The organism is Frankia sp. BMG5.60, assembly GCF_059428125.1.
In genome coordinates this window covers 5,458,011-5,479,734 of sequence record NZ_CM182091.1, presented here as the reverse complement: position 1 = coordinate 5,479,734, position 21,724 = coordinate 5,458,011, and the positions used below count along the sequence as shown (strand labels likewise).

The 21,724-nt window shown below is 66.8% G+C and carries 12 protein-coding genes; 9 read left to right on the top strand and 3 right to left on the bottom strand.

The window, feature by feature from the left end; all coding sequences use genetic code 11:
- Positions 1-340: 340 nt before the first annotated feature.
- From AC5R91_RS22475 to AC5R91_RS22435, 9 genes are read left to right on the top strand one after another with little or no spacing between them, the layout of a single operon-like run.
- The gene (locus tag AC5R91_RS22475) at positions 341-817 is read left to right on the top strand and encodes a transposase domain-containing protein (protein WP_495393296.1); all 477 of its coding nucleotides are present in this window, start codon (positions 341-343) and stop codon (positions 815-817) included.
- Positions 810-4,052: a protein DpdE gene (gene dpdE / locus AC5R91_RS22470; protein WP_495393295.1), complete on the top strand. Its 3,243-nt coding sequence runs from the start codon at positions 810-812 to the stop codon at positions 4,050-4,052. Before AC5R91_RS22475 ends, dpdE begins: the two co-directional genes overlap by 8 nt.
- Positions 4,045-6,561 (top strand): protein DpdF, encoded by a 2,517-nt coding sequence (gene dpdF, locus AC5R91_RS22465; protein ID WP_495393294.1) that lies wholly within the window; start codon positions 4,045-4,047, stop codon positions 6,559-6,561. The genes dpdE and dpdF overlap by 8 nt, the downstream gene beginning before the upstream one ends.
- Positions 6,561-7,490, top strand: a complete 930-nt coding sequence (gene dpdG / locus AC5R91_RS22460) for a protein DpdG (protein ID WP_495393293.1) — start codon at positions 6,561-6,563, stop codon at positions 7,488-7,490. Before dpdF ends, dpdG begins: the two co-directional genes overlap by 1 nt.
- Positions 7,483-10,518: a protein DpdH gene (gene dpdH, locus AC5R91_RS22455; protein WP_495393292.1), complete on the top strand. Its 3,036-nt coding sequence runs from the start codon at positions 7,483-7,485 to the stop codon at positions 10,516-10,518. Before dpdG ends, dpdH begins: the two co-directional genes overlap by 8 nt.
- Positions 10,515-11,198: a hypothetical protein gene (locus AC5R91_RS22450; RefSeq protein WP_495393291.1), complete on the top strand. Its 684-nt coding sequence runs from the start codon at positions 10,515-10,517 to the stop codon at positions 11,196-11,198. The genes dpdH and AC5R91_RS22450 overlap by 4 nt, the downstream gene beginning before the upstream one ends.
- The gene (gene dpdJ / locus AC5R91_RS22445; RefSeq protein WP_495393290.1) at positions 11,195-15,631 is read left to right on the top strand and encodes a protein DpdJ; all 4,437 of its coding nucleotides are present in this window, start codon (positions 11,195-11,197) and stop codon (positions 15,629-15,631) included. Before AC5R91_RS22450 ends, dpdJ begins: the two co-directional genes overlap by 4 nt.
- A 4-nt stretch (positions 15,632-15,635) precedes the next feature.
- Complete coding sequence (gene dpdK / locus AC5R91_RS22440) at positions 15,636-16,151, top strand: phospholipase D-like domain-containing protein DpdK (RefSeq protein ID WP_495393289.1); 516 nt, start codon at positions 15,636-15,638, stop codon at positions 16,149-16,151.
- A complete protein-coding gene (locus AC5R91_RS22435) occupies positions 16,148-18,196 on the top strand; it encodes a hypothetical protein (RefSeq protein ID WP_495393288.1) in 2,049 nt (682 codons plus the stop codon). Before dpdK ends, AC5R91_RS22435 begins: the two co-directional genes overlap by 4 nt.
- A 22-nt stretch (positions 18,197-18,218) precedes the next feature.
- On the opposite strand, the gene dbpB (AC5R91_RS22430) is transcribed toward AC5R91_RS22435, so the two are convergent.
- From dbpB (AC5R91_RS22430) to dbpB (AC5R91_RS22420), 3 genes are read right to left on the bottom strand one after another with little or no spacing between them, the layout of a single operon-like run.
- Positions 18,219-19,370, bottom strand: a complete 1,152-nt coding sequence (dbpB, locus tag AC5R91_RS22430; RefSeq protein WP_495393287.1) for a DGQHR domain-containing protein DpdB — start codon at positions 19,368-19,370, stop codon at positions 18,219-18,221.
- Positions 19,367-20,605, bottom strand: coding sequence for a tRNA-guanine transglycosylase DpdA (dpdA, locus tag AC5R91_RS22425; RefSeq protein ID WP_495393286.1), 1,239 nt, complete (start codon positions 20,603-20,605; stop codon positions 19,367-19,369). Before dpdA ends, dbpB (AC5R91_RS22430) begins: the two co-directional genes overlap by 4 nt.
- Entirely contained in the window at positions 20,602-21,723 is a 1,122-nt protein-coding gene (dbpB, locus tag AC5R91_RS22420) for a DGQHR domain-containing protein DpdB (RefSeq protein ID WP_495393285.1), read from the bottom strand. Before dbpB (AC5R91_RS22420) ends, dpdA begins: the two co-directional genes overlap by 4 nt.
- Position 21,724: the final 1 nt, after the last annotated feature.

Genomic DNA, 21,724 nt, shown 5'->3' with positions numbered 1-21,724 from the left:
GGGTTTGGCCGGCGGCGCTTCGGCGGTCGAGGATGCCGCCCTGGTCGAGCGCTGTCGGCACCGGAGAGAGTTGCACGCCAGTGGAGCGAGGGTGCCGACTGGGCAGTCAAGGGCGTTGGAGAACATCGAACGCGGACCGTAGACGCTCCGGCGTGTCGGCATGCCTAATTGCCTGGCCGACTACGCACAGCGAGTATCGCATACTATGCGTTATTGCAGCGGGCGTACACCGAAACCAAACGTATCCTATTCTTGACTCTGAGCGAAAGGGCAATGGCCGTACTTGGAGTGATCATCGGATCGGTAGGCTTGGACTGTGGGGCATGACGGGAGCGAGGAGTTGTCGCCGGAGGGCTGGCTGCCGGACCAAGTGACGGTGGGTGCACTGACCCGGGTGTATCTGCCGGAGTTGGTGGACCAGGTGTTGGAGGAGACCGATACGGTGGAGGTCCGCCGCCAACTGCTGCCGTCGCGGCTGGTCGTGTGCTTCGTGCTGGCGTTGTGGCAGTTCCGGGGCCGCAACTGCGGCTATGTGCAGGTTCTGTCCCGGCTGGTTGGTGGGCTGTACTTCCAGCGGCGAGCCGCTGGATTGACGGCAGGCGGGCCGAATGAGGTGGGCTGGTCGCTGACGGCGGCCCAGTCGCGTGCCCGGGTCGGCGCGGACCCGGTGCGGATGCTCTTCGAACACGCTGCCGGCCCGGTCAGCGTGGACGGCCAGGCCGGGGTTTTCTTGCGCGGGCAGCGTCCCGTGCTGCTCGACGGGACGACCTCGGTTCCGCCGGACATAGCGGAGATCGATTGCGCCGCCGATGAATAAAGATCATGATGTGTCCACTCGGTTCCCGCCTGGAAGTTTCGTTCTGTGCCCAGGTATTCCAGGAATAGCGCGGGTTGTCGCCGTGGACGGCGACCGGTTGCGGGTCCAGTGCTTCGATTCAGTCTCCAACCCGGTGGCTCTTGATCAGTGGGTACTCGCGGAATTCTGCAGATCCCATGTCTTGGAGCTCCAGACTCGGGTCTTCTGGGTGAATCCGGATACTGGAGACTGGCGGGCCGGCAGAGCGATCGGCCGCAACGGCCCGACCTACTTCGTGCATCTACCGAACAGCGAACTTGATGAAATGATCCCGGAGGAGCAACTCCGGGTACGGTGGGACAGGCCGGTCACGGACCCAGTCGACGTACTGATTGCCGGAGGGAACGAGACCGGATTCTTTCGGGATGCGCGGCTTCCGCTCCTTAAGAACCTGGTGGCGCAGCGCGGAGCGTGTGCGGGCATCTCCGCGCTGCTGTCCTCGGCGGCCGAGATCTACCCGCACCAGGTGCAGGCCGCGCTCACGGTCCTCGGTGACCCAGTGCAGCGTTACCTGCTGGCAGACGAGGTCGGTCTCGGCAAGACCATCGAGGCCGGCTACATCATCCGCCAGGTCTTGATCGATAAACCGACCGCGAGGATCGCCGTCATAGCCCCGGATACCTTGCGTCGGCAGTGGCAACGGGAGTTGACGGAGCGCTTCTTCATCCAGGACTTCCCACGTGCCGACATCAGGATCTCCGCACATGAGACGCCCGAGAAGTGGGCGAGCTATCACGGCTTCGACTTGGTCGTCGTCGACGAGTCCCATCGTCTCGTCGAGGTCGGGGACCCGGCCTTGACGCCGTACGCGGAATTGGCGGTAGCGGCCCACTCGGTTCCCCGGATCCTATTGCTGTCCGCGACGCCGGTGGTGTGGCATGAACGGACCTACCTGGCGCTGCTGCACCTGCTCGACGAGGACGCCTATCGCTGGGATGATCTTGAGGGTTTCACCCGCCGCGTGCGAACCAGAATGGACCTGGCCCGAGCCGTGTTTTCGATGGACGCGTCGCTCGAGATGTTCCTTCCGGAGGCGATCGAGAACGTTGAGGCTCTGATCCCCGACGATCCTCGGTTCCGAGACCTGGCTGGCGCGGTCCTGGAACTGCTGGACGGCGGCATTCTCGTTGACGAGTCGAGGCGGGGAGAACTCGCACTGCGCGTGGAAGGCATGCGGGCCCACGTCGGTGAAACCTACCGCCTACACCGGCGTGTGATCCGCAACCGGCGCAAGCAGGTACTGCGCGAATCCGACGCGGCGGCGATTGAGTCTTACACCGTCACCGGTCGGCAGCGGCCGGTGAAAGTGGTCGTCTCGGACGCGGCAGTTGACGCTGGCCACGATCTCCTACTCTCATGGCAGTCGCACATCGCGAAGGACTTGGTTGATCGAAATGCCGAGGCGAGCGCCGAGGTGTATGGCCAGGCCCTGGGCGTCCTTGCTTCCCGGACCGGCGGTTCGCCGGTCGACCTCGTCGACACCCTTCGCTGGCGGTGGAACGCCGACGAGGCCGCCGCGCGGCGCGCCGGCCTGACCGCGGACGAGCGGGTTGCCCTGCGCGTTGCGCCCCTCGCGGCCGGTGAGGTCGACCTGCCGATCGGCGACCTCGAACGAGACGAGACCCGAGGTGACGCGGCCATCGCGCGGACGTTGCGAGCCCTCGCCCGCGAGCACCAGCATCTCCTGGTTTTCTGCGGCGCCGGGGCGTTGGCACACCGACTGGTCGGCCATCTTCGCGAGGTCCGCGACCTGAATGTCAGTGAGCACACCGCCGGAACGGGCGCCGCGGAATGCGAGACGCAACTGGGCGGTTGGCTAACCAAGGGTGGTCTACTGATCGCGGACGACAGCGCCGAGGATGGGCTGAACCTGCAGCAGGCCGACGCGGTCGTGCACGTGCGACTGCCTTCGTCGCCGAACCGGTTCGAACAGCGCTTGGGCCGGGTCGACCGATACGACAGGTCCGAGCGCCACCCCGCCCGGCAGATCATCGTGTCCAGCACGGATGGTGAGTTCACGTTGCTCGGCGCATGGGCGAAACTCCTCGTCGACGGCTTCGGTATCTTCACCGAGTCCGTCTCGACCCTGCAGGCCGGCATCGAGCGGGTTCAATCGAGGGTCTGGCAGGACGCTGTCATCCATGGCCCACGCGGCCTACTCGAGGCCGTCGGATCGGTCCGTTTGGTGCTCGATGACGAACGCCGGGACGTCGACACGGTCGACATGCTAGAGGCCATCTACGAGTCGACCTCGGGCCTGCGCGACATCGCCGCCGCCATGGGGGAGTTCGAGACCGGCTGGAAAGTTGCGCAAAGCGCGTTCACTGGCTATGTCGGCCGTAACCCAGGCGGCCTGGAGATGGCGCTGACAGAGTCGTCCTCGGTAATGCGGTTCGGCACCGGCGACCGCCCACCGCTAATGCCGCCTCGACTCCTGGCCCGCGCCGCGACAAGCGGGACCCCGATGAACGGCACCTTCAACCGAGAGGTTGCGCTGAGGCTGCCCGGGACGCGAGTGTTCCGGATTGGCCACCCCCTCGTTGATCTGATCGCAAGCGTGACCCGGATCGACGATAAGGGCCAGGCCACCGCCTACTGGCGCCGCCACCCGGGGGAGCCGCAGGCTTTCTTCGGCTTCGACTATCTGGTCGAGGCGGACATCCAGCCCGCGGTCGAGGCCACCGATGGCGGCGCGCAGGCGAAACGGGCCCTGCGCCACCAGGCTGACCGCCTGCTGGCGCCATTCATCACGCGTATGTGGGTGCACTCATCGGGCGCAGTCGTCCGTAACCCGCCTCTGCTCGACCTGCTCGGCCAGCCGTACAACCAGCGTATCGACGTGAACCTCAAGCCTGAACGGGCCCGCTTCCTCTTGGAGCACTTTGGCGGCCGGCTGCAGTTCGCCGAATCGGCGCGGAAGGCCGACGCGGCGGCCCGCGGCGAGATCATGGCGTCCGAGGAACTGACTGCCCGGTGCTCCGGCGCCAGCACGGCCGCGAGCCGTGCGCTGGTGATCGCGCGGGCCCAGGTCAGGGCTAGGCAGGCCGCCGGACGTCTGCTCAGCGATACCGAAAGCATGCTCGCGGACGTCGCCGTCGCTGAACTCCTGACCGAGGCGCTGCACAATCCGACAGTGAGTGCTGTTTCAGTGACGTGCTGCATCGCGGGCCTGCCCCCGGCGGGTCTTCGTGGCTGACGACCTGCCGACCGCCCATCAACTGCTCAACGACCTCCCCGCGGCCGAGCCCACGGGTACCTGCAGGCGGCTGCGGGATGCCCTGGCCGGGCTGCGCCTCGACGAGGCCGACTGGCGGGACGTCGCGGCCCTGGTCCGGCAGGTCCTGCTCGAGCAGCAGGCCCGGGTCGGCGGCGGCACCATGACGCTGCGCGCCCCGCTGCGGGTGGGGATGCCGACCGTCGCGCAATGGTCCGAGGCCGGCTGCGTCTGTCTCGGGCATGATGTGAACTCGGTGACCCTGGCAGCGCTGGAATGGACGCCGCCGACGGCCGACGACGAGGACCGGGAATCGGCGCGGCGGGAACTCGCCGACGTCTACGCGAGGAAGTCTCTCCGCGCGGACTTAGTGCCGGCGGACCCGTTCTGGAGCGCGACGCTGGGCCACGACTCGTACTTCTCGCTCGGCCAGCGACAGGCCGCACGAACGGTGGTGACCGCGCCGCCGGGAACGACAACGCTCCTCAGTTTGCCCACTGGGCAGGGCAAAACCGACGTGGTCTTGGCGCCGATCCTGGCCGATGCCTACCGGTTGGCGGTCTCCCTCGTCGTCGTGCCCACGGTCTCGCTTGCGCTGGACATGGAACGCCGCGTGCAGGAAATGGTGGCGCGCCGAGATCACCGGGGAAGCCCGAACGGCCGCTACGCCTACCTCGGTGGCATGGGCGACGAGCTCAAGATTGCGATGCGGGAGGCCATCCGGGATGGGGAACAGAAGGTCGTCTTCGCCGCCCCGGAGTCGGTGGCCCGCGGGCTCGGCCCCGCACTGAACGTCGCCGCGCGGAATGGATACCTGAAGTACGTGGTGATCGACGAGGCACACCTTGTCGAACAGTGGGGCAGCGAGTTCCGGCCGGATTTCCAGGCCCTCGCGAGCGCGCGCCAGGGCTGGAACGAGGAGGCGCCGGCGGGAAAGCAGCCCGTGACGGTCACCATGACGGCGACCCTGACCGACGATCAGATCGACTACCTGGTTGATCTCCTGCCGGGCCGCGAGACCGCGGTCGTGTGGGCGTCGGCGCTGCGGCCTGAGCCGAGCTACTTCGTCCGCGACTATCCGAGCGTCGGGGCGCGGGAACAAGCGGTAATAGAGGCGGTGAACATGCTGCCGCGACCGCTGGCCCTCTACGCGACCGAACGGAAGGACGTCGACCGCTGGGTGGAGTTGCTGCGCCAGACCGGGTTGCGGCGCGTCGGGCAGATCACCGGTGATTCCAATGACGATGCCCGCCGTGCGCTGATCGACGGCTGGCGAGGCGGCGACGGAACTGCCGCGACGCGATATGACATCGTCGTCGGAACGTCCGCCTTTGGGCTCGGCATTGACATGCCCGATGTACGCGCGGTTGTGCACGCGTGCTTGCCCGAGACCATCGACCGCTTCTACCAGGAGGTCGGCCGGGCCGGCCGGGACGGCCGGGCCTCGCTGAGTTTCCTGGCGGTCGCGCCGAAGGACTACGAACTCGCCCAGCGGCTGAACCAGCGGAAGATCATCGGCGTGGAGAAAGGCTGGATCCGCTGGAGCCGGATGAAGAACAGCCCCCAGGCCGGGCCCTTCATCCACCGTGTCGATCTGGCCTCGGTCCCGTTCTACATGCCTGAGGGGCATGAGCAGAACCGGGCATGGAACGTCCGCCTCCTCAACCTTATGGCGCGCGCGGAACTCGTCCGGCTTCGGCCCGCGCCGCTCGGCGCGCCGGATTCCGAGGACCCGTTCAGCGAGGACCTGATCGGCGTCGAGGTGCTTACTTCCGCGGCGATGGCCGAGGACTCGTGGTCGGAGGCCATCGGGCGACAGCGGAAGATCATCAAGGATGCCGAGCAGCGGGCGTACGCCGCCATGACGGCCGTGACCCACGGCCGCGACTGCGTGGGCACGTTGCTGGGCGACTACTACCAGGCGACGTGGGCTGGCGGCCGGCTGTCGACGGCGATCAACTGCCGGGGCTGCCCCCACTGCCGATCGCATCGGACGCCGCCCGAGTCCGGGTCATACCGCCGCGCGGTCAGCCCGCACCCAGCTATGCACGCCTGGCGTGGCCTCCCGGCCGACCCGCTTAGACGGGCCCGCAGAGGCTCGCCGGCGCTAGCGATCACGTGGCGGGGAGCGGACGAGTTCCGCGACCTCGTTCCGGACCTCCTGGAGAGCCTCGTCCGGCGGGGCGTGAGCGTTCTGGGGGGCCCCGGCTGCTCCACCGACCTGACTACCAGGCTCCAGCGGGCCGCGGCGCCATCGCCGCTGCTCGTGGACGCTGATGACGACCTGATGCAGGCCTACGGCGGGCCTGTCATCTGGCTGCTGGACGGCCCGGTGCCGGTTGGCGATGCGATTCGGGACAGATCCGACGCGGGCTGGGTCACGTATCTTCTCCACCCGGAGCCGTCCGCCAGGCCCGACGCCGGGCCGGCGCCGTACGGCTACGGCGATGTCCCCACTCTGCCCGTTGCGGCAGTTCTTGGAGCGCTCTGATGACGCTGATCCTTGAAGAGGCCTCGTTCCCGGCGCCGATGTGGGCGGTCACGCGCGCGCTGCTGTTCCTGGGCGAGCCGGTCCCGCGAGCGGACGCAAAGGCGCTACTCAGCCCGCCCGCCCTGTTCAAGGAGGGCAAGTCGAGCCAGCGGATGAAGACCTTCGACCTAGCCGTCAAGACCCTCGTGGAATACGGCCTCATGACGGCCGAGGACGACACGCTGGCGCTCTCGCTCGCCGCGTCCGAGCTTCCGCTCGATGACTACGACGCCTTTTGCGACCTGCTCCGAGCCGAGGTTCTAGCCATCGACCGAAACGAGGGCATCGGCGCGAACGACGAGGGCAAGGGCCCACGTGAGTTCGTGCGGGCCCTGTGTTGGTTCCTGACGCGCGATCCGGTGACGGACGAGCCGCTGAACGGGGTCGAGGCCGCTGACGCGCAGTCCCGCTATGGCGCGGTGCCGCTGCCTGCTCTACCTCTGGCGAAACCGATCAACAACGTCACCAACCGCTGGCCCAGGTTCGTCGAGTGGGCCTTGGCACTCGGGTTTGTCGAGCGACCGGCAGTCGGGGACACAAACAGCCGGATCATCCCGGACTGCACACGCGCCGTCAGCCGGGCCATCTGGCGGCTGTACCCCGTCGACAAGGAGATCGAAGGCCAGCAGGTGATCTCCGACCTGCTGCGCGAACTGCCGGTGCTGCCGGGGGGCGCTTTCAGCCGCGCGCTCGGGCTGGCTGAGCCGGAGTACGGCTGGATGTCACCGGTGATGTCCTTCGCGCTGCTCGGCGCCGCCGAGGATGACCGGGGCGGCTGGATCGAACTGAAGCAACCAGCCGACGCGCCGCGCGACGTCTTTGCGGTTGATCCGGGATCGGCCCCCCGGCGCATCTCCTACGTCGTAGTGAAGGAAGGTCTCCATGGCTGAGTTCAGCCGGCGGTTGTGCTGGGACCCGGTGGAGGCGGCGACCCTCATCAGCACGGAGGCGGTCAGCCCGTCGAGGTCGGTGTTCTTCGCGACGCACGCCCCACTGCAGATCTTCCGCAGGCACCCGAAGACCCTGCAGGTGGTCGACCACTCGCCCATCGACGAACACGCGGTCCGCGAGGACTTCCTGACCCGCCACACGAGCGATGGCGCTCTGGTCATGCCGGTGATTGGCGACTCCGGCGCCGGGAAGTCCCACCTGGTGCGGTGGATCAAGGAGTGCACGCCGAGCGATAACAAGCGGCGCGTGATCTATCTGCCGAAACTCGGTACCAGCCTGCGGACCGTGGTGACCGCCCTGCTGGACGGGGCGGAGGGCCCGGAATTCGACGCCCTGCGCGCCGAGGTCGCCCAAGTGTCCGAGCAACTCGACGCCGCCAGCCTCCAGAACCGGCTGATCAACAAGATCCAAGAAGCCGTGCTCGAATCAGAGCCGCTGCCTGGCAAGACCAAAGTCCTCACCATGCCGCAGGGACTGCCGGCGCTGCTGTCCGACCCGCACGTCAAGGAGCATCTGCTCCGGCCAGGCCAACTGATCCCGGAATTGGTCGACCGACTGCTGGCCGACCGCAAGGAGGGCGACTCTGAGCGCCCGGCCCAGTTCACCGTCGAGTCCCTACCATTGGACGTCGCCGATGTCCGCAAGGCGTCCTTTGTAGCGCAGCAGTTGCTTGGGAAGATCGTTGTTCAACCCGATCTGCAGTTGGCCGCAGTCGAGCTACTCAACTCGACCCTCGACGCCGCGGTGCTCAACGCCACTGTCGGCGTAGGCCGCCTACAGGATGCGATGCTCAAGATCCGCCGCCTCTACCTGGAACAGGGCAAGGAGATCGTCCTCCTCATCGAGGACTTCGCCCTCATCCAGGGACTGCAACGGGATCTACTGGAGGCCATTCTTGAGGTCGGGAACCGCGAGGGCAGGGCGACTCTCGCTCCCATCCGAACCTTGATGGCGATCACTGAGGGTTATTACAAGGGGCTTCCTGCCTCCGCGCACACGCGGATCGCGTCCGGAACCCCGTACCTATACGACCTTGACATGCAGTTCGACGACAGCCCAGCGGGTCGCGGTCGTCTGTATGCCTTCGTCGGCAGGTATCTCAACGTGGTGCGGTTGGGCCACGAAAAGCTGGCGAAGTTGGCCGGCGACGATCAGCAGGAAACCCCCAACGCCTGCGACGACTGCGCCTTCAAGGAGCCGTGCCACAGCGGCTTCGGCACGACGACGGACGGCCATGGTCTCTACCCGTTCAACAAGTACGCGCTACGGCGCGCCATCCGCGCGGTGGCACAGCCTGATAAGCCGGAGGCGATCGTCCCCCGGGCCGTCCTGGGTCAGGTGGTCCGCAACGTGCTGCGGGACCATGCGCAAAGCCTGAAGAACGGCGCCTTCCCTGGGCCGCGCTTCCGCGAGGACTACCCGGTCGTGAAGCTGAACAAGCCGCTACCCGGAGACATCCAGTTCCAGATCGAGCAGGTCGACCGCGTCGACGCGCAGCGCCGGAAGATCACGCTTGAGTTCTGGGGCAACGCACCCACCGAACTCCGTAGCCTGGCGCTGGAGATCCACACCGCGTTCGCCCTGCCGACATTGAACATCACGGATCCCGAGCCCGAACCCGAGGACGAGGGCGAGGGCGAGACCAACCCCGGGGTGGAAGACAAGGGTAAGGGCAAGGCGGACGACGGGCCGAAGATCCCGGCGTCTGTCCAGCACATCGAGGACTGGCTCACCAGGGGGGCCAGCCTGAGGCAGGACACCGCGCGGGAACTGCGCAGGACCGTCGGCGGGGCGGTCATGCTCAGGTGTGACTGGTCCGCTCCCATCGGGAAGACCCCCACGTCCGTCGAGGTCACGGGCGTCTGGCCTATTCTTAGGTCGACGACGGTATCCATCATGGGAGCCGACGCGGAGAACGCACAAGGTACGGCAAACGCGCCCATCCGGTTCGAGCGCAACCCCACCAACGCGCAGTTCCTCAAAGGCCTCGTCGCGCTCAAGGGCGGACAGGCCACCGGCAATGGGGCGCACCTGCGACGGCTGCACGCGATCGCCGACGCCAATGCGCCGGTGCTGAAGATGAAGATCATCGAGGCTCGGCAGTTCACGGACCCGCAACTCGTCACCGGCTTGCGGGCCGCGTTGATCGGTGCGTTGCTGGCCGGCCGTGCCTATCAGGGCCAGCCGGAGGCGGCTCTCGTCGACGTGGTGCTCGATGGCGGGTCCGACTGGCGGCTTGCTGACAAGCGGAGCCGCACCGACGCCTGGTATACGGCGTTCGCCAACCATCAGAAGGCCCGGCACGGCCTGACGGAGGCGTTGACGCAGGCGTTCGGCTACGCGCGAGGGACCGAGGCCGGCCTGATCGACGTCGCCCATCTGCTTCCCCTGCTGCGGCAGGCGACGACCGCCAGTTGGACCTGGACCGCCGAGGGGACACTGCCCCGGTGGGTGGCCAAGGATGCGATCGCGGGATTCAGCCAGTTGCCTGTCCTGGTCAGCAATCAGATGGCGCTGCTGGAGGAGCAGGTACGCGCGCTGCGTGCGCTTCTTCCCCCCGAAGAACGGGGCGTGGACGTCGTCAGGGAGGTAGCCGCGGCCTACGACGCAGGCCACCCGATCGGTGAGGCTCCGGACCCTCAGGACACCTACATGCGGGGGTTCGAGCGCGCACGCACGATCGACTGGGGTTCGATCAACCAGTTGGAGAAGGACCTGATGAAGTGGCGTGAACTGCCCGAGGGCCGGAAGAAGGACACCACCGCGCTACGGATCGTCGGTACCGACCACGGCCCGAGCCTCGCCGACGCCGTCGAGTTTCTGCGGACCAGCGATGAATGGCTGACGCCACGACTGGCGACGGTCAGAGACAGGGCGAAGGCGGAACTCGTCGACGAGCGTGAAGAGATCGAGAGATTGTTCGCCAAGTGGACGAACATCCGCAGCCAGGGGCGGTGGGGAGCATGACGACGCTGCTGGACCGGGCGACCGAGTTCCGGGTGAAGGCCGAACAGATCGCAGATCGAGAAAAAGGCATCGACAATCTCAAGCGGGTCCAGAGCCGGATCGCGGAGGTCGAACTCGCGCTGGCGAGGTTGGACCAGGCTCTGCTGGTGGCGCGGGCGGTGGCGACCCTGCCGGACGGCCTGGCGATCAACGCCACCGTCAACGACGACGGATACCGGGATTTCCGGCGCAAGGTCGACGACGACACGGTCAGTGATCCTTCGTTCCGAGCGGCGACGAAGAAGTTGGACGCCGCCGCTGCCAGGCTCAGGACCGAAAGTGAGAACGGCTGGCAGGTCTGGACGGCCGAGCGTCTGACTGGTCTGCGGAAGGACTGGAACCGGGTAGCCGGTCTGCCGGCCGATCGACGCGAGGCCGCTCGGGAGCGGCTATCTGACCTGGCGAAAATCGCGGCGAAGATGCCCGACCAGAGCGCGGTCATCGCGTTCACGACGACATTCGACGGTCTGCGAGAGGAACTCGACAAACTTCAGGATCTGCCTGGTGAGGTCACCGCACTCCTCGACCGCTTGAGGGGGAAGCGGCCGCTGACGCTCGCCGAGCTTACCGACGAGCAACTCCTCCTGCTGCGCGACTCGAAGATCGGCGAGCAGATCGAGTTGCGGCGGCGAGAGGCATGACGCCGGCGCTTCTACCGATGGCGCTGTCAGTGGTGCTCGACGCCCTCGAGGATCGGGAGATGCCCCTCCTGTCCTGGGGCGTGACGACCGGGGCGCTCGCCCATGACGAGGTCATGAGCCTGATCGGGGACCTGATCTACGCGGGCAATGTCGACGCGTCGCAGCCCGAGGACGTCTTGGAGCAGTTGCTCCGACAGGGCCTGGTGATGCGGATCCCGGCCTCATCGCCGCCGCGGTACCGGACGCGGCTCGCCGAAACGTTGCGCCTGACGACCCAGTTGCGTCAGTTGTTCGTGCCGCCGAGCTATCTGGACCCCACGGACCGGTGGTGGGACCGCGGGCGGCCGCTGGTCGCCGACTACCGTCTGCGCGTGGCCCCGCGCCGCTACCCGAAGCGAGACATCGAAGCGGCCGAGGCGCTCGCGAGACTCCGGGAGGCCGGCTGGTCGGACGTGCGGGCCGCGGTCGCGGTGGCTCAGATCGGAGACCGCAAGCTCTCCCGCTTCCAGACGCATGCCACCGAGGCCGTGTCGCGGGCACTCGCGTCGAACGCGAACCGCGGCGTGATTGTCGGCGCCGGGACGGGTAGCGGGAAGACGTTGGCGTTCTACCTGCCGGCGATGGCCGCGATCGCCGATTCAGCGCGGCGCGACCGGGTGCACACCCTCGCTGTATACCCACGCAACGAACTGCTGCGCGACCAGTTGCGCGAGGCGGTGGAGACAGCCGAGAAACTCAACAACACGCTGCGCCTGCACGGCCGCCGACACCTGCGGGTCGGCGCGCTGTATGGCGAAACCCCGACTAACCCGACCGACTATAGGCTTACCGCGCGGACCGGAAATGGCGTCTGGAGACCGCGCGGCAACGGCCGGGTCTGCCCGTACCTGAAGTGCCCGCGGTGCAACGACGATCTCGTCTGGCCGGACATCGAGCGGACAAGAACGCCCGCGAGGGAGGTACTAATCTGCGCTGGCTGCCAGTACCGCATCACCGGCCAGATCGCGCTGACCAGGCGGTCGCAGGTTAAACAGCCGCCGGACATCCTGTTCACCACCACCGAGATGCTCAACCGCAACGCGACCGAGGACCACTACGGACTAGGCCGTCTACTCGGCTGGCAGGGCGGCTCTGCGCCGTCGCTCGTCCTCCTGGACGAGGTGCACACCTACACGGGCGTGCACGGGGCACAGGTGGGGCTGCTGCTACGGCGCTGGCGCAACGCGGTCCGCGGCCATGTGACCTTTGTCGGCCTGAGCGCGACCCTGCGCAACGCCGCGGCGTTCTTCGCAGAGTTGACCGGTCTCGACGAGACCGCAATTGAGCACGTCGAGCCGGCAGCGGACGACTTGGAGAACGTGGGCCGGCAATACTCGATCGCGTTGCGCGGCGACCCCGTCTCTGGAGCCGGCCTACTGTCGGTGTCGATTCAGGCGATCATGCTTTACGCGCGGGTCCTGAACAAGCGGGGTAGCGAGGGGCTCTTTGGCTCGCGTGCCTTCGTCTTCACTGACGATCTTGATGTCAACAACCGTCTCTATGATGACCTCGGTGACGCCGAGGGTGTCACGCGTAGGTTTGGCCGTCGCCGAGGAACCCGCCAGGTGCTGGCCGGCCTACGTTCGCCGGACGCGCCCTTCCCGAGGGGCCGGTTCGACGACGGCCAGTCGTGGGACCTAGTCACCAGGATCGGGCACGTTCTCACGCCTTCGGCCGACGAGAACGGGCTTGTGATCTCCCGTACGACCTCCCAGGATGTCGGCGTCGACGTCGCCTCCGACGTCGTGGTGGCGACGGCGTCGTTGGAGGTCGGCTTCAACGACGAGCGGGTCGGCCTCGTCCTTCAGCACAAGGCGCCCCGCGACGCCGCCGCGTTCCTCCAGCGTCAGGGCCGCGCGGGCCGTACCCGCGGGATGCGTCCGATCACCGTAGTCACGCTCTCAGACTTCGGCCGCGACCGGCTCGCCTACCAGGCCTACGACACCCTGTTCGCGCCGGAGATCACGTCGCGGCACCTGCCGGTCGGCAATCGTTATGTGCTGCGCATCCAGGCGACCGAGGCGCTCCTCGACTGGCTGGGCCGCAGATTGGCCCGCGAGGGCACCCGGATCGATCCTCGGCAGGCCCTACGGGCACCCAAGAAACTGCCGGCACCAAACCGCCCGGGAGAGGCCGCTCTCGTCAAACTCCTCGATGGTCTGCTTAATGAACCTGATCTGCAGGACGACCTCGCAGACCATCTTCGTTACGCCCTGCGGATCGAACGTGACGAGGCGATCGCGCTGTTGTGGGAGCAGCCGCGCGCGTTGCTCCTCGGCGTCGTGCCGACGGCTCTTCGCCGGCTGCGCAACGAATGGCGGGTCAGTGCCCCCGACCTGGGCGCCAAAGCCGGAACACTTCTTCCCGAGTACCTGACCTCGACGTTGTTCATGGCGCTCAACGTGCCCGAGGTGTGGCTACAACCGCCCTTCGACGATGTCGACGCGGAGGCGATGCCCATCGAGGCAGCCCTACGCGAGGCCGTCGCCGGCCGGGTCAGCCGTCGCTACGGATATCGCTTCCAGGGCCATCGAACCTGGCTCCCGCTGCCAGATCCGAGCGCGGGCGGAGTTGTCGACCTTGGCGACATCGTGACCTCATGGGTCCGACTGGGGCAGTGGCCTGGCCCAGACGGGCCGATCAACGTCATCCGTCCGCAGACCATCGATCTCCGCCAGCCGCCGAGGACCGTCCTGGACCAGTCCCAGGGCACGCCCGAATGGATGTCCGAGATTAGGCCGCCCGTCGCCGGGATGACGGGGGGAGAGATCCCGACGCCGTCCACCTGGGCGGAGCGTGTGAGTGGGGTGGAGTTTGCCACCCACGCGGCCGGGAATCCGGCCGAGGTCCGGCGGCTAACCTTCGGTGCCCAGTGCGACACGCGCTACGAGTACGGTCGGCAGGAGTCCACTCGCGTGCGCTACGCCTTCGACGGGGAACCTGCGGCCCTGGGCTTCAGCCTGACCGTGGACGGAATCCGGTTTGATGTGCGCCCGCTGAACCTGGCCGATCCAGCTGTCGAGGCACATCTGGCCTCGCCGGCTTGGCGGCGGATCGCCTTCTCGACTGCGCTGCGGGAGGACCCCGACCTTGACGACGTCGCCAACGGGTTCCAGCGCGACTGGATCGTGCTGGTCTACCTGACAGCGTTCGTGCTCACCGCCATCGAAAGCGGTCAGGCGTCCGAGGTGGTCCACAACCGGCTAAGCAAAGGAACCTGGGCCAGCGACGTCGAACGCATCTTGCAGACCCTTTACCGGGATACGAACGGCGGTGGCCAACTCGAGCAGAGGCTGATCACGACGCTGCGGGAACTCAGCGACATCGAACGCGTCCAGCAGTGCGTCGACATGCACGCCGAGTTGCTCCACCGCGACGATACGGCGGTCCTCGCAGGTGACCTGGCCCAGCGCGCCTACCGCGACACGCTGGCCGCGGCCCTGCTCGTGGCCTGCCAGCGCGCGTGCCCCGATGCCCAAGAGAACGACCTCATCGTCGATGTGGTCGAGGGAGACGAAGGAAGTCAAATCTGGCTGACAGAGACCACCATCGGCGGCGTCGGTATCGTCGAGCAGCTCGCTCACTACTACGCGGAGAACCCGCGCCGATTCTGGGGACTGGTCGACAACGCGTTAGAGCCCGGGGACCTGGAATACGTCGACGCCACCCTGACGACACTGGTCCGGCACGTCGTTGATGTGCCGTCTGGAGACCTCACCACCGCGATGCGGCGCCTGCGAAACGCCCCAAGTTCGGAGGAGGCCGATCGCGCGCTGGCCGATCTTCGGCGTTTCTGGGCCGCTCTGGACGGCAATCCCCGGCACGCGGCCGTCGCCGCCCTGTCCACCCGCCTTCTACGGCCGGGAAGCGATGATGCCACCGACCGGAAGACCGATGCCATTGTGCGAGCGTGGGCGGGGTACGAGAAGCGGTTCGGCCTGGAGATCGATCCGCAGATCATCGCCTACATCGTGGCCGAGGGCCGGGTTCCCGGGATCTCGAAGGGCGAGTTGACCGCGGACCAGGTGTTCAGCGTGCTCTGGCCACGCGGCAACCGCGCCAGGACTGCCCATCTGGAGCACTGGCAGCCCTATGCGGGCACCGCGGTCCTCGACCGGCTGCTCGTGGCCGCCGCGCACAGCCGACCGCTGCCGTCCATCGACGTCACTGCCGAGGACTGGCGAGACAGGTACCGTGCGGCGTTGCCACACCATGGCGCGGTCGAACTGACGGCGCCGACATCTGCGGCGCCCCGGATTGCCGCAGCGGTTCGAGAAGTGCCTTGCATCGACGTCGAACACGACGTCTTGCGAACCTACGGTGAGGTCAAAGCACTCCGGCGGATCGGCACCGTACTACGGGTCCGTATCGAGTTGCGAGAGGCGGCGCAGTAGCACGATGGCTGAACGGACCATCCGGACGTCCGGAACCACCGGCATCACGGTCGAGTCGCTCCTCACAGCCGTACTCGCAGCCGAGTTGCTGGCTCCGAGCCCCGAACTGTGGCTTGTCTCGCCGTGGATCAGCGACGTCCCCGTCCTCGACAACACCCGGGGTGATTTCGACGCGCTCTTCCTTGAACCGACAGCCCGGGTGTACCCGCTCTCCCACGTGCTCGCCCAGTTGACCAGAACAGGCGCGATGGTGAAGGTGGCGACTCGGCCCGATGATCACAACCAAGCGTTCCTCAGCCAATTCAAGCGGCTTGCCGACGAGGCACATGGCTGCGTGATCCTGGTCGAGAACGTGCACGAGAAGACGCTCTGCGGACTGGACTGGATGCTGACGGGATCCATGAACTTCACGATCCGCGGCTTACGCGTGAACGACGAGGCAGTCACCTACCGAACCGATCTTGGTGCCGCTGCGGCCGCTCGGATGGACTTCTCCGCCCGGCAGTGGACGGCACAGTGATCACAGCACCCACCTCCGAGCAGATTGAGTCGTTCCTGGCCGCGTTCTTCGGGCCGGGAAACGACGTGCCGCTCATCGAGGATCAGACCACCGAATTTGGCAAGTGGCTCGCGCCGTTCCTGCGGCTCGTCCGCGAGCCGTCCGATGTCCCCGTCGTCCTACCGCGGCGTGCGCCGGACCGGCCAGATCGTCGGATGGCCTACGTAATCGCCTGGGACCAGGCGCACGCGGCGCTGACCGCCGAACTGCTGACCGCTTTCGTCGGCCCAACCTACTCCTACTTTGACGGCCTGCCCGTTCATCTCGACCGCCATGACCCGGTCGAGCGCGCCATCGCCGACTTCGTCGGACCCGACACGACGTTCAGACTGCTCAGCCCGACGCCGAACATCGAGGGCCCTGCCTGGCGCGCACTGGCCCAGATGCAGCGAACCGTTGCGCACCGGCCGGCCCGTGCCTGGCATGTCCCGAAACCGATCGGGCGGTTGCTTGGCGAGTTCGAGGTCGCGCTCGCCGCCGGCGACAGCGCCGCCTCGGCCGCCGTGCTCGAGCAGCTTGCCGAAGCGGGTGGCCTGAGCGGCGCCAACCTGAACAATTTGCGCATCAAGCGGCTCGCGCGGCTGGGCCGGGACGCCGAACTGCTACGGTTGCCGGCGCTCACCGACGTCGCCGCGACCGACCCACCCTTGCCGATTCGCGACGCGATCCTTGCCGCCCTCTACCGACGGGTCGTCGCCGACGCGCTCGACCGCGACGATCATGAGACGGCCCGCACTGGCCTTCTGGATACGGGCGGCGCGGTGCCGGCCGACCTGTGCGTCGGGCTTACGGAGTTGAGCGCGGACGCATTGTGGGTGGTCCTTCTCGCGGCCGACCTCCGTGACGACCAGCATGCGCTGGCCGCGTTGCTCGACACGGACCTACGCGCCCGCCTCGACCGTCACACGGACCTGCTCGCGTGGGTCGAGCAGCGACGGTCTGCAACGGTGCCCGCGCCCCGGCAGCCCGACACCGATCAGACGCCGGTCACTCTGGGGACGGGCGGTGAATCACCGTCAGTCGCTCCGCCGGCCGACGGCAATGGCCAGCTTCCCACATCGTGGGTCGAGTTGGCGCACGCGAAGGCTACTGGCAGCCATGCGGCGGACACGGTGCTCAGCCAGGAAACGTGGCGGTACTGGCCAAGCCCGCACGTCGTCGACCAGGATCTCGCGGACGCCATCACCGGCCTCAACGACGCCGAGTGCGAGCGGATCTGGCAACTGCTCGGCGCCTTCCTTGACGCCGATGACTTCGGTACGCCCGCCGCACACACTGCCTCCGAGTTCCTCCAGGTGGCGCTCCTACAAAACCGGTTCAGCCCAGCGGATCTTTCCGGCATTGTTGCGCTCACCGAGATCGTGCTCCGATCCGGCCCGGACCGGTTGACTTATTGCCGGCTCCTGGACGATCTGTGTGACGAGGCCGACCGGTGGGTGAGCACCGACCGGGCCGTCGTCGTGCTGGACCTCGCTGATCTGCTGGCGAGGATGCCCCACCCGGACACGGAGGCGCGGCTGCGTCTGGCGCTCCGGCTGCTCCGGCCGCTGGCAGCCCATGCCACCCGCCTTGAGGGCGACCAGTTTCAACTCGCGCGACAGCTCGATGGCGAACTCGGCACGGGTCTCGCCTGGGCCGAGCCGGCGGTCGACGATCAGGCGGCACCCGGCCAGACACTCGTCGGTGTCGTCGCGAAGGTCCTGCTCTACTCGCTCGATGAGGCGGCGCTCGACCGTGCCGAGACGGTTCTCGCCCGGATCGCGCCGGGGGCCAGCATCACGACCGCCCATGCCAAGGTCGGATCATCGCAGTTGAAGCAGCAGGCGCACCATGCGGACGTCATAGTCCTGGCCACCCGGTGCGCCAAGCATGCCGCCACCGGCTTCATTCGCGTGAACGCCGACGCTGCGGCGATCATCAGGGAAGCTGATGGCAGCGGGTCCGCGTCCCTCCTGCGCGCCGCGACCGCGGCGCTGAACGCCTGGCTGTCGCAGCGCGATTCTTGACCGGTGGTTGGTCGCCGCCGTCCTATCGGGGACGGCGGCCGGCCGCCGCCTCGTAGCGGGCGATGAGGTAATCCTGCAGGCGTGCGATGTCGCGGGACGTGTTCTCGACGCCGTTCCAGGGACGCGGGCCGTCGGCGAAGTGCCAGGTCCCCTCGGTCCAGGCGCAGTCCTCGGCGATCGACTTCAGCGGGGCGGCGAACTCCGCCTCGCTGACGATCTCGTCCGTGTCACCGACGGCGTGCGCGATTTCGTCCATGAGCGCGCCCATACCGAGGATGCCGACGCCGTGCATGAGCCGCGACCTACGCGGTGGTTTGTTCCAGGCATTCGGGAAGACCTCGGCCACCGCGCCCCAGAAGTTGTCTAGGATCGAGATCATGTAGCCGTAGTTCGGCCCTCCGGAGTCGCCACGGTAGGGATAGAGCGCCCCGTTGCTCAGACTGTTCTCCAGCATCCGCAGGATTGAATTATCCTTGATTATCCCGTCCGGATTAGTTGGCATCTGGATCATCCGGTACAGCGGTGACGTCTTCGAGAAATTCAGCCGCTCGACGAGCGTCGCAGGGATCTGCCGGCCCATGAGTTTCGCCGGCAGCGCGCCGGACGCCTCGGGGAGGAGTTCGTGGATCAGCCCCTTGGGCAGCGGCTTCGTCGCATTGACGAGGATGAACTGGGATCGCTGGTCGGCCTGTGTCCCGGCGATGAACGCGGTGACGCAGACCGGGAACTCGTCGAGCCTGGAGTCGCGGATGGCGGCGGTGCGCTGCTGGCCGTCGACGATGAACCCGGGCTTGGTTGCCTCATCGCCGTACACAACCGGGATGATGATCGTTCCGGTCCGCACGAATGCCGGGCGGTCACCGGCGACCTCGTCTGGATGAAACTCGACTCGTTCATCGAACGCTACCACGATCGCGTTGGGCAGCATCGGGCTCGCGTCCGTATCGAGATACCGGCGGATCGCGCCGACGTGGGCCTGGCTCTCCGGGCGTTGGTAACCGTGCAGCGTCGCGGTCTCGTCTCGGCGCACCCGGGAAACGGTCGCGATGTGGTCGAGGTGCTTTCCGTCGATGGCAAAGGTATAGACGCGGCGGTCCGGACCTTGCTGAATTTCCAGCGCGGGCAGGCGCAGTAGGGTGCTGATCTCCAACTGGTGCACGGGCTTCTGCGTCACGTGAGGTCCTCTCCGAGTTGGCTGCGCAGTCGGCCCCTGAATACATGCAAATTGTGGAAGCCGCGTCTCTTATTGCGTTCACTGCCGCGAAATATGATTATTTCGATACCCAGTTCCTTGCACAGCGCGCAGTCGCAGTCGCGCCAGGGCATTTCCAGTAGCGTCCGGCGGTAGGCGTCACTGCGGTCGACCTTGCCGTCCCAGACTCGACCGTAGTCTCGTAGCGCCGCCAGGGCGTGATCGAGAGTGGCGACCCCTTCTTCATAGTCGCCCAGCAGGCGCAGGGCCGCCCGCTCTAGGGATATCGCCGTCCGCTGATCGACTTCACCGGAAGCAATGCGCTTGCGCAATTTCACGTTGCCTTCGACCTGCGGCACCCGCAGGGCGATATAGGCGCCATCCGGAGTGTAATAATTGTTGCGGTCGTCTTTGAAAGACTGGCGGAACGGCGAGGTACTGTCGAAACTTGTGACGCCGTGGCTGGCGAACGTGAGGATGTCATCGAGCCGGGTAATGCCAAGCATATGCAGTTGAGTATCGGGCCGTCGAACGTCATCCACGGCACGCAAACACTCGAGGATCTCGCGTGTCTTCAGGGGCACCATGCCGCCCATTGCGATCCGCCGGTAGCCAATGCGCTGCAGGACGACAACCGCATCTGCGTAGGACTGGGGGCTCCACCCTTGGGCAACGCCAAAAGGCACGAAGTCGACCCTCCGGCTCTGGCACCGCTGCCAGAAGTCGTCGGCCAGGCTGAGGGTGATGTCCTGGCGGCGGGCCCATTCGGTGGCTCGTTCGTCATCACGGCTGGCCTGTGGCTCGTACTGGAAGATGACGTGGTCGACCGAGATGCCGAAGTCGAAGCCGCACCCGTCGTAGAAGTCGATCACTTCATCGACGCTGTAGGGCGGATATGTCTCCTTGACGTAGGAGAACGCTCCGCAGTCGCCGATGATCGGTAGCGACCCGTGAGCGTGGTCGAGGCGGAAGAACCGGCGCGCGCCTTCCCGGTAGAGCCGCCGACGCTGAACTCCGGTGTATTTGCCTGCGCTGCCGTCCGAGTACCCGTCCACGATCGACTTTGAGACCAGCAGACCATGGAAGGGCGGTGGGTCCAGCGCCTCATGGGCATAGAGATCATCCCGTTGCCGGACGCGCAGCGGGTCCCGGTACTCGGTGAGGAAATCAAAGCCAGGATCGATCTGGTCCTGGCTGTCTGGAAAGAAGAACTTCATGCCTGCGCTGCCCGCACCTCGACGTGGACGCGGACGAGATAGTTCGATAGGGTCTGGATCTGACCGGGCACGTTCTCCACCGCGTCCCAGGCCAGGTTGATCTGGTCCCAGGTGCCGGAAGTCCAGCGACAGTATGGTGCGATGAGGCCCAACTGCCGACGGATCTCGGCGGGCGCGTCGCGACCACGGGGATCCACGATGACGAGAATTCGATCCATTAGGTGACCCATCGCGCGGATTCCGGCGCCGTGCATTAGCCGGCTCTCGGTGGAGGGTCTGCCCCAGGCGTCTGGGAAGACGTCGCGCACGGCGCTCCAGTAGACGCACAGCGCCTGATGAATACCGTCAACGTCGATTTGGTTGGTGGTTAGGTTTCGGAATGAATACAGGCAGCCACCGCTGGCGAGGCTCTTTTGGATCATCGAAACGATGCTGTTGTCCGCGATGATCGCCGTCCGGTCGCCCCTGGGCCGTCCGGAAGCACGCTTGATGAGCCGATGGAAGGGCGACTGGTCGTCCGTGTTGAGCCGGTCGCAGACCACCGACGGAGCCTTACGCACGCTCAGTCGCTGCGGCACCGGCGCGTCCACGGCGGGCAGCAGTTCGGTGACGAGGCTAAGCGGCAGCGGCCGGGTGTTGTTTACCCGGACGAACTGATCCCGTTGCAGCCCGACGGTGTCGGCCACGAACGCGGTGACTGGCACCGGGAAGTCGCTGCGCGCGGCGCGGGACAACGCAAGCGCGCGCTGCTGCCCGTCGACGATCCATGCCGGCTTGGGCTCACCTGGCGCGGCCAGTGGCAGGATCAGGGTGCCGGCGGTCGCGAGCCCGTCACTGGTGTTCGGGCCGCGACTGCCGACGAAACTCGCTCGGGAGGACAATGCGAGAATGATCGCGTTCGGGAAGATCACGGAACCCCTGTTGAGGTAGTCGATGATGTCATGGACGTGACCGCGGACCTCAGGCCGCTGATAGCCGATCAGTTGGCTGGCCTCGTCGCGGCTGACACGCGACACCTCGGCAACATCGAGAACCTCTGCCGCGGCCAGCGTGAACAGATACAGCGGGTGCCCTTCGGCTTGATCGATACGTAGTGCCCGCCGCCGCAGTTCGGTCACG

Coding starts and splice junctions, on each gene's coding strand:
- dpdE (WP_495393295.1), top strand. CDS start 810: ATGAATAAAGATCATGATGTGTCCACTCGGTTCCCGCCTGGAAGTTTC.
- dpdG (WP_495393293.1), top strand. CDS start 6,561: ATGACGCTGATCCTTGAAGAGGCCTCGTTCCCGGCGCCGATGTGGGCG.
- dpdH (WP_495393292.1), top strand. CDS start 7,483: ATGGCTGAGTTCAGCCGGCGGTTGTGCTGGGACCCGGTGGAGGCGGCG.
- AC5R91_RS22450 (WP_495393291.1), top strand. CDS start 10,515: ATGACGACGCTGCTGGACCGGGCGACCGAGTTCCGGGTGAAGGCCGAA.
- dpdJ (WP_495393290.1), top strand. CDS start 11,195: ATGACGCCGGCGCTTCTACCGATGGCGCTGTCAGTGGTGCTCGACGCC.
- dpdK (WP_495393289.1), top strand. CDS start 15,636: ATGGCTGAACGGACCATCCGGACGTCCGGAACCACCGGCATCACGGTC.
- dpdA (WP_495393286.1), bottom strand. CDS start 20,605: ATGAAGTTCTTCTTTCCAGACAGCCAGGACCAGATCGATCCTGGCTTT.